Raw genomic sequence first — 8,235 nt, 5'->3', positions numbered from 1 at the left:
GATCTTCGGCTCCTTTGCCGGGGCGGCGTTCCTGGTGCTGCTGCCGGTGCTGCTGAAAAACGTGCTGGTCGGCGGCATGAACTGGCCCACCGATCTGGCCGCCCATGCCGAGTTGATGATCGTCGGCGGGCTGATCGTGATCTTCCTGATCGCCGAGCCGCACGGGCTGGCCCAGCTTTGGCGGGTCGCAAAAGAGAGACTCAGACTTTGGCCTTTCCCGCACTAGCGGGCAACCAATCAGCGGAGCGCGGACCATAACCGCGCCCGCCCCCCTGCTAAACGCGGGACACATCGGAAACCATATTGGGAGGAAAAACACCGATGAAAACGAAACTGGCAACTCTGGCACTGGTGGCGACGATGGCCGCAGCGCCTGCGATGGCGGATCTTGTATTCCCGTCGCTTAGCTATCGCACCGGGGCGTTCGCCGCGGGCGGCATCCCCTTCGCGGACGGTTACGCGGATTACTTCACTCTGCTGAACGAACGCGATGGCGGTATCGGCGGCGTGATGACCAGCGTCCCGGAATGCGAAACCGGCTATTCCACCGACAAGGGTGTGGAATGCTATGAGGCCACCAAGGGCATGAACCCGCTGGTCTATCAGCCGCTGTCGACCGGGATCACCTATCAGCTGATCCCCAAAGTCACCGCGGATGGCATCCCGATGCACACCATGGGCTATGGCCGGACCTCGGCCAAGAACGGCAAGATCTTCGAGTGGGTGTTCAACTATCCGGGCAACTACTGGGATTCGGCCTCGATCATGGTGAAACATGCGCTGGCAATGGAAAACGGCAGCCTTGAAGGCAAGAGCATCGCCCTGCTGTTCCACAACTCGGCCTATGGAAAGGAACCGATCCGCACGCTGGAAGGTCTGTCGGAAAAGCACGGTTTCAAACTGACGCTGATCCCCGTCGACTCTCCCGGCCAAGAGCAGAAATCGCAGTGGCTGCAAATCCGCCGCGAAAAGCCTGACTATGTGTTCTTCTGGGGCTGGGGCGTGATGAACCAGGTCGCCGTTCAGGAAGCCGCAAACATCCGCTTCCCGATGGATCACTTCATCGGCGTGTGGTGGTCGGGTGCAGAACCGGACGTTCTGCCGGCTGGCGATGCGGCCGATGGTTATAAATCGACCAACTTCACCGGCACCGGCACTGATTTCCCGATCTTCGAGGACATCAAGAAATATGTCGTCGATGCCGGCAAGGCCGCTGGCGATGGTCAGTCGCTGGGTCAGGTTCAGTATAACCGCGGTCTCTATGCCGCGATGCTGGCTGCCGAGGCTGCCCGCACCGCACAGGGAATCCACGGCACGGCCGATATCACCCCCGCAATGATGCGCGACGGGATGGAAGCCCTGAAAGTGGACGCAGCCCGCTTGGCTGAACTGGGCATGCCCGGCTTTGGTCCCGAGGTGAACGTGACCTGTGATAACCACGGTGGCCCCGGCATGGCGGTGATCCAGCAATGGGATGCGAAAGCCCAGAAATGGAACATCGTCTCGGACCTGATCGAAAGCGACAAGGACGTGATCCAACCGCTGATCGACGCTGACTCGGCTGCCTATGCTGCCGAAAGTGGCTGGTCAGAGCGCTGCAACTAAGCAGCGTGACCTGACGACCCCTGGCCTGACACGGGGGAAAGTCTCTGGCGCGGTTTCCCGATTAACCGCGCCAGAGATACCACCGCCCGAAAGGCGGATCAGACAAGACATTAGGAAGGCACAACAGATGCTGGACGGCACCGCAAACGACGAGACCCTGCTTGAGCTCAACAATATCGAGGTGATCTACAACCACGTGATCCTCGTGCTGAAAGGCGTCAGCCTAAGCGTGCCCAAAGGCGGGATCACCGCGTTGCTGGGCGGCAATGGCGCGGGTAAGACAACCACGCTGAAGGCGATCTCGAACCTGCTGCATTCCGAGCGCGGCGAGGTCACCAAAGGCAGCATCATCTATCGTGGCGAGCGGGTGCAGGATCTGAACCCATCGGAGCTGGTGCGCAAGGGTGTAATCCAGGTGATGGAAGGCCGCCACTGTTTCGAACACCTGACCATCGAGGAGAACCTGCTGACCGGTGCCTATACCCGCACCGACGGCAAGGCGGCGGTCAACGCCGACCTTGAAATGGTCTATAACTATTTCCCGCGCCTGAAAGAGCGGCGCAAAAGCCAGGCGGGTTATACCTCGGGCGGGGAACAACAGATGTGCGCCATGGGCCGCGCTCTGATGAGCCGCCCTGAAACCATCCTGCTGGACGAACCCAGCATGGGCCTTGCGCCGCAGCTGGTCGAACAGATCTTCGAGATCGTGAAATCCGTCAATGAAAACGAAGGCGTCAGCTTTCTGCTGGCCGAACAGAACACCAACGTCGCCCTGCGCTACGCGCATTACGGCTATATCCTTGAATCCGGCCGCATCGTGATGGATGGCCCGGCCAAGGAACTGCGCGAGAACCCGGATGTGAAGGAATTCTATCTGGGCATGTCCGACGAAGGCCGCAAAAGCTTTCGCGATGTGCGGTCCTATCGCCGGCGCAAGCGGTGGCTGGCCTGATGCACGCTACGCTGTCATTTTCCACGGGCTTTGATCGAGGCCAGAATCTCGGCACGCAACTCTTCGATCCGCTCCAGCGCCTCGTCGCGGCTGTTGCGGATGTTGGGGCGGAAATTCTGGCTTTCGGCGCGCAGGCGGATGTCCTCTTCGGTCTCGGAACCCGGCGAAAACCGGACCGAGCCCAGCGAAGCCGCGATGTTCAACGCCTTGCCGCGCGCGGCAAAGGACACCCAGGCCTCGGGGTAGATTTCGCAGTTCTCGTAATTGACCAGAAAGAACCACTTGCGGTCCGACGCTTTGATCGCCTCTTCCAGATAGTCGTAAAACAGATGAACATCGCCGGAATGGTGCAACGCAAGGTTCGAGAAATCGACCTCCATGATCACCGTATCTTCCCAGAACTTGACGCGCCGGACGACATCGTCGCGGGTGAAGGTCGGGGTATGGTTGATCTTGCGCAGCCGCTGCGATGGCAATTGCCGGATGCGGGCGATCGCGCCGTCGCGATCAGCGAACAGGTTCGGGTCAAAGGCTTCGGTCTGGGCCGCGCGTTCGATCTGGCGGCGGGTTTCCTCGCTGGTGTCAAAACGCACGCTGCCCTGAGAATGCGCAAGGTTCAGTTCCTTGCCACGGCGGCTGAACGCAAACCACGCCGAGTTGTCGATTCGCATATGCGAGTAGTTGACCAGAAAGAACCATTTGGTCTCTTCGGTCGCCGCGATGCGCTCTTCGATACGATCATAGAACCGGTTCACATCAGCCGAGCTGTCCAGCGTCAGGTTCGAGAAATCGACCTCCATGATTTCTTCGGCGTCAATGAACCTGATCCGGTCGTCGTAACGAGTGGGCATCAGTGTCTCCTCCTCAATGATGCAAACAAATTACTCAATTTTACGCCACGTAACATAATTCCGATCACCGTGCTAACACCCTTTGCCGGTTTGCGGAAATCCGCTGTTTCGCAAGGAAGGAGAGGCCCCCATGCCGCGCCATTTTGACCAACTTGAAACCCGCAGTCCGGATGAACGGGCCGCTGGTCTGGCCAAGGCCCTTCCACAACAGATCGCCCGCGCGAAATCCGCGCCGGGGCTGGCGGCGCTGCTGGGCGATGTCGATCCCGACAGCATCACCTCGGTCGAAGCGCTGGCCGCGCTGCCGGTGATCCGCAAGTCCGAACTGAGCAAGGCACAGGCCGCATCGGCGCCATTCGGCGGCTTTACCACCCTGCCCGCCGCCGGGTTCGATCACGTGTTTCAATCGCCCGGCCCGATTTACGAGCCGGGGCGCATCGGCAATGACTGGTGGCGCATTGGCCGGTTCCTGCATGCCTGCGGCATCGGCAAGGGCGATATCGTGCAGAACTGTTTCGGCTATCACCTGACCCCGGCCGGGATGATCTTTGAAAGCGGCGCCCGCGCGGTTGGCGCGGCGGTTTTGCCCGCCGGCACCGGCCAGACCGAGCTTCAGGCCCGCGCCGCACATGATCTGGGCGTCACCGCCTATAGCGGCACGCCGGATTACCTGAAGGTGATTCTGGACAAGGCTGCCGATATGGGCCTGACCCTGAACATCACCCGCGCCGCCGTGGGGGGCGGTGCGCTGTTCCCGTCGCTGCGTCAGGAATACGCCGATCGCGGTATCAGCTGCCTGCAATGCTATGCCACCGCCGATCTGGGCAACATCGCTTACGAGTCCCCCGCGCAGGAGGGCATGATCGTCGATGAAGGCGTGATCGTCGAAATCGTCACCCCCGGCACCGGCAATCCGGTCGCCCCGGGCGAGGTTGGCGAGGTCGTCGTCACCACCCTGAACCCCGATTATCCGCTGATCCGTTTCGCCACCGGCGATCTCAGCGCGGTTCTGCCCGGCGTCAGCCCCTGTGGCCGCACCAACCTGCGGATCAAGGGCTGGATGGGCCGCGCCGACCAGACCACCAAGATCAAGGGCATGTTCGTCCGCCCCGAGCAAGTGGCTGATTTCGTTTCCAAACACTCGGACATCAACCGGGCGCGCGTCATTGCCACCCGCGAGGGCGAGATGGACGTGATGACCGTGCAAGTCGAAAGCAACGCCACCGATCCGGCGCCCTTCGCCGCCTCGGTCGCTGAGGTGCTAAAGCTGAAAGGCCGGGTTCAGATCGTCGGCCCCGGCAGTCTGCCCAATGACGGTAAGGTGATCGACGATCAGCGCGACTATGCCGGTTGATATTCGATAACAGCACTGGGGGCGTGTATCCTGTCTGACAGGAGGACCCCCAATGCGACACCTGTTCCTAAGCTCGGCCGCCGCTGTTGCGCTGCTGGCGACACCGATCCATGCCGCCGATCTGGCGTTGATCGTGGCCAATGAAAATTACGACGTCCTGCCGGATGTCAGCCGCGGCGACGACGCGGCGCAGGCTTCCGAAGCGTTTCGTGCGCGCGGGTTTCAGGTTCTGACCCGCTCGGACGCGACGGCGGCTGATATTCTGGACGGGCTGGCCGATTTCGCCGCCGCCGCACCACTGGCCGAACGTGTCGTGGTGATCCTGACCGGGCGCTTCGTGCAATCCGACCGTGAAACATGGCTGTTGCCCATCGACAGCCGCGCCCCGACGCTGGCCGCGCTGCCGCGTGGGGCCTTGCCGTTGTCGCTGGTGATGACGGTGCTGGCCAACCATCCGGGCCGCGCGGTTCTGCTGCTGGGGCCGGATGACGATTCCGGCGCGGTAGCGCCTTACCTGACGGCGGGCGTTGGGCCGCTGGATGTGCCGCAAGGGGTCACGGTTCTGACCGGCAGCCCGCGCGCGGTGGCCGGGTTTGCCGGTGATACGCTGGCGCAGCCGGGCGCGGTTCTGGCCACTGCCGCAGCGCGGGCCGGGCTGGGTCACAGCGGCTTTCTGTCGCCCGATCTGGTGCTGATTCCCCGCACCGGCGATGCGCCCGGCCTTGCTGAACAAACCGCCGAAGCCGCATTTTGGCAGGCCATCACGCAACAGGACACCGAATCCGCCTATCTGGCCTATCTCGACCGCTATCCCGATGGACCCAACGCCGCCGAGGCCCGCAGTCGCATCGCCGCGATTCGCTCGGACCCTGCCCGGCTGGCCGCCGAGACCGAGGCCGCGCTGGCCCTGTCACGCGATGCCCGCCGGGAGATCCAGCGCGACCTGTCGCTGCTGGGCTATAACACCCGCGGCATCGACGGCATTTTCGGCGCCGGAACCCGTGGCGCAATCGGCAATTGGCAAGGCGAAAACGCCTTTCAGGCGACCGGCTATCTGACCCGCGACCAGATCCAGCGGCTGGATGCGCAGGCCGAACGCCGCGCCGCCGAGCTTGAGGCCGAGGCCGAGGCCCGCCGTGCTCAGCAGGAACAACAGGATCGGGCCTATTGGGCCGAAACCGGCGCGGCGGGCGATGAACCCGGCCTGCGCGCCTATCTGAACCGCTATCCTGACGGGGTCTTTGCCGAGGTCGCCCAAGACCGTCTGGCGGTGATCGAATCCGAGAAACGCCAACAGGCCGCCGCTCAGGACCGCGCGGCGTGGGATCACGCGGTGCAGATCGACACCGCGCGCGCCTATCAGGACTATCTGATCGCCTTTCCGCAGGGCGCGTTTGCCTCTGAGGCCAATGCCCGGCTGACCATTCTGAACGCACAGGCGGAAAATGCTGACGAGGAACAGGTCGCGATCGCCGCCGAACAGGCGCTGCATCTGGACCTGTTCACCCGCCGCCTGATCGAACAACGCCTGGCCAAGATGGGGTTCAAACCCGGTTCGGTGGATGGCACGTTCGATGACCACACCCGGCGGGCGATCCGCCGCTATCAGTCATCGCGCGACATGACGCCGACCGGTTATCTGAACGAGGATACGGTCGTGCAGATCATGGCCGACACGCTGTTCGGCCGCTGATCGGGGTCAGTGAACGAACGGTGCCTCGGCGCCCCACAGCGCCTTGACCCGTTTGTCACGGCCACAGGCATCGCGGTATTTCTTATAGGCCTCGGCTTTGGATTTCGGGCCAAAGCGAGTCAGCACCAGCGTGGTCTGTTTATAGTAATCCTGATGATAGCTGTCGGCGTCATAGAACGGCCCGGCGGGCAGGATCTGGGTCACGATCTTTTTGCCCAGCGCCGCTTGGGCAGCCATGCGTTCCTGTTCGGCAATGGCCTGTTCGGCTGGATTAGAGACGAATATGGCCGTGCGATAGGTATCGCCCCGGTCGCAGAACTGACCGCCGGGATCGGTGGGGTCGATGCTGCGAAAGAACAGGTGGAGCAGCGTTTCATAGCTGACCTTATCGGGGTCATAGGTGATCTTGACCGCCTCGAAATGGCCGGTGCCCCCGTTTGAGACCTGTTTATAAGTCGGGTTAGCGACCGTGCCGCCGGTAAAGCCCGACACCGCGCGCTTGACCCCCGGCACCTGTTCGAAATCGGATTCGACGCACCAGAAGCACCCGCCTGCGAACACGGCGGTTTCATTCGGGGCCGCCTTGGCACCCGGATGATGCGAGGCAAAGCCCAGCACGATTGCGATGGCAAGGATCAGGGTTTTGATGGTTTGCAGCGTTTGGGTCATGGCGCCCTCCTGTGGCGGATGCTCCACGCTATGCGCTGCGATGGCTCACGGGGAACTGACATCCCCGTGAGATCACGTAGGTTCGATCTGTTGAAATATTTGCGCGGCTCAGCTCAGACGCCGGTTGCGCGCCGCCAACAGTTTCAGACGCAGCGCGTTCAGCTGGATGAACCCGGCAGCATCTTTCTGGTCATAAGCGCCGGCATCGTCCTCGAACGTGACATGCGCTTCGGAATACAGGCTGTGATCCGACCAGCGGCCGACGGTATTGACCGAGCCTTTGTAAAGCTTCAGCCGCACGGTGCCGGTGACATGCTCTTGCGACTTGTCGATCAGCGCCTGCAGCATCTCGCGCTCGGGGCTGAACCAGAAGCCGTTATAGATCAGCTCGGCATAGCGCGGCATGATCGAATCCTTCAGGTGGCCCGCGCCGCTGTCCAGCGTGATCTGTTCGATGCCGCGGTGGGCCTCAAGCAGGATCGTGCCGCCCGGCGTTTCATAGATGCCGCGCGATTTCATGCCGACAAAGCGGTTCTCGACGAAATCCAGACGGCCGATGCCGTGCTTGCGGCCATATTCGTTCAGCTCGGTCAGGACAGTGGCGGCGCTCATCGCGGTGCCGTTGATCGCAACCGCATCACCCTTTTCAAAGGTAACCTCGATATATTCCGGGGTGTCCGGCGCGTCTTCGGGATTCACGGTGCGCTGGAACACGTATTCCGGGGCCTGATCGGCGGGATCTTCCAGAACCTTGCCCTCGGACGAGGTGTGCAGCAGGTTGGCGTCCACACTGAACGGTGCCTCGCCGCGTTTGTCCTTGGCGATCGGAATCTGGTTCTGTTCAGCAAAGTCCAGCAGCTTGGTGCGCGAGCTGAGGTTCCATTCCCGCCAAGGTGCAATCACCTTGATGTCGGGGTTCAGCGCATAGGCGCTGAGTTCGAACCGCACCTGATCGTTGCCCTTGCCAGTGGCGCCATGGGCCACAGCGTCGGCGCCGGTTTCTTCGGCGATCTCGACCAGACGTTTCGAAATCAGCGGCCGCGCAATCGAGGTGCCCAGCAGATAGCCACCTTCATACAACGCATTGGCTCGAAATATCGGGAAGACGAAG

At 62.1% G+C, this 8,235-nt stretch carries 7 protein-coding genes and 1 pseudogene; 5 read left to right on the top strand and 3 right to left on the bottom strand.

Going from position 1 to position 8,235, the window contains the following annotated elements:
* The 3 genes and pseudogenes from ABYW26_RS07165 to ABYW26_RS07155 all read left to right on the top strand — a co-directional run.
* A pseudogene (locus tag ABYW26_RS07165) lies at nt 1-226 on the top strand (branched-chain amino acid ABC transporter permease); the annotation flags it as partial.
* 95 nt (nt 227-321) lie between these two features.
* Nucleotides 322-1,605, top strand: coding sequence for an ABC transporter substrate-binding protein (locus ABYW26_RS07160; RefSeq protein ID WP_372604091.1), 1,284 nt, complete (start codon nt 322-324; stop codon nt 1,603-1,605).
* Between the two features lie 127 nt (nt 1,606-1,732).
* On the top strand, nt 1,733-2,557 hold the full coding sequence (locus tag ABYW26_RS07155) for an ABC transporter ATP-binding protein (RefSeq protein WP_372604090.1): 825 nt from the start codon (nt 1,733-1,735) through the stop codon (nt 2,555-2,557).
* A 14-nt stretch (nt 2,558-2,571) separates the two neighbouring features.
* Here the strand turns inward: ABYW26_RS07155 and ABYW26_RS07150 are convergent, their stop codons facing one another.
* On the bottom strand, nt 2,572-3,408 hold the full coding sequence (locus ABYW26_RS07150) for a hypothetical protein (RefSeq protein WP_372604089.1): 837 nt from the start codon (nt 3,406-3,408) through the stop codon (nt 2,572-2,574).
* Between the two features lie 130 nt (nt 3,409-3,538).
* Between ABYW26_RS07150 and ABYW26_RS07145 the strand changes: the two genes are divergently transcribed.
* On the top strand, nt 3,539-4,762 hold the full coding sequence (locus ABYW26_RS07145) for a phenylacetate--CoA ligase family protein (protein ID WP_372604088.1): 1,224 nt from the start codon (nt 3,539-3,541) through the stop codon (nt 4,760-4,762).
* Nucleotides 4,763-4,814: 52 nt separating this feature from the next.
* Nucleotides 4,815-6,455 carry a peptidoglycan-binding protein gene (locus ABYW26_RS07140; protein ID WP_372604087.1) on the top strand — a complete coding sequence of 547 codons (1,641 nt, stop codon included), beginning with the start codon at nt 4,815-4,817 and terminating at the stop codon, nt 6,453-6,455.
* Nucleotides 6,456-6,461: 6 nt separating this feature from the next.
* Here the strand turns inward: ABYW26_RS07140 and msrA are convergent, their stop codons facing one another.
* Together msrA and ABYW26_RS07130 are read right to left on the bottom strand one after the other, a co-directional pair.
* Nucleotides 6,462-7,124 carry a peptide-methionine (S)-S-oxide reductase MsrA gene (gene msrA / locus ABYW26_RS07135; protein ID WP_372604086.1) on the bottom strand — a complete coding sequence of 221 codons (663 nt, stop codon included), beginning with the start codon at nt 7,122-7,124 and terminating at the stop codon, nt 6,462-6,464.
* Between the two features lie 108 nt (nt 7,125-7,232).
* Nucleotides 7,233-8,235: argininosuccinate synthase (locus ABYW26_RS07130; protein ID WP_372604085.1), on the bottom strand; the 1,003-nt coding region annotated here is incomplete at its 5' end.

This window comes from Actibacterium sp., assembly GCF_041584535.1.
GTDB lineage: Bacteria > Pseudomonadota > Alphaproteobacteria > Rhodobacterales > Rhodobacteraceae > Actibacterium_D.
This window is presented reverse-complemented; position numbering and strand designations above follow the sequence as displayed.

What these genes read in the sequence shown, in the direction of transcription:
- ABYW26_RS07160 (WP_372604091.1), top strand. Translation starts at nt 322, where the DNA reads ATGAAAACGAAACTGGCAACTCTGGCACTGGTGGCGACGATGGCCGCA.
- ABYW26_RS07155 (WP_372604090.1), top strand. Translation starts at nt 1,733, where the DNA reads ATGCTGGACGGCACCGCAAACGACGAGACCCTGCTTGAGCTCAACAAT.
- ABYW26_RS07150 (WP_372604089.1), bottom strand. Translation starts at nt 3,408, where the DNA reads ATGCCCACTCGTTACGACGACCGGATCAGGTTCATTGACGCCGAAGAA.
- msrA (WP_372604086.1), bottom strand. Translation starts at nt 7,124, where the DNA reads ATGACCCAAACGCTGCAAACCATCAAAACCCTGATCCTTGCCATCGCA.
- ABYW26_RS07145 (WP_372604088.1), top strand. Translation starts at nt 3,539, where the DNA reads ATGCCGCGCCATTTTGACCAACTTGAAACCCGCAGTCCGGATGAACGG.
- ABYW26_RS07140 (WP_372604087.1), top strand. Translation starts at nt 4,815, where the DNA reads ATGCGACACCTGTTCCTAAGCTCGGCCGCCGCTGTTGCGCTGCTGGCG.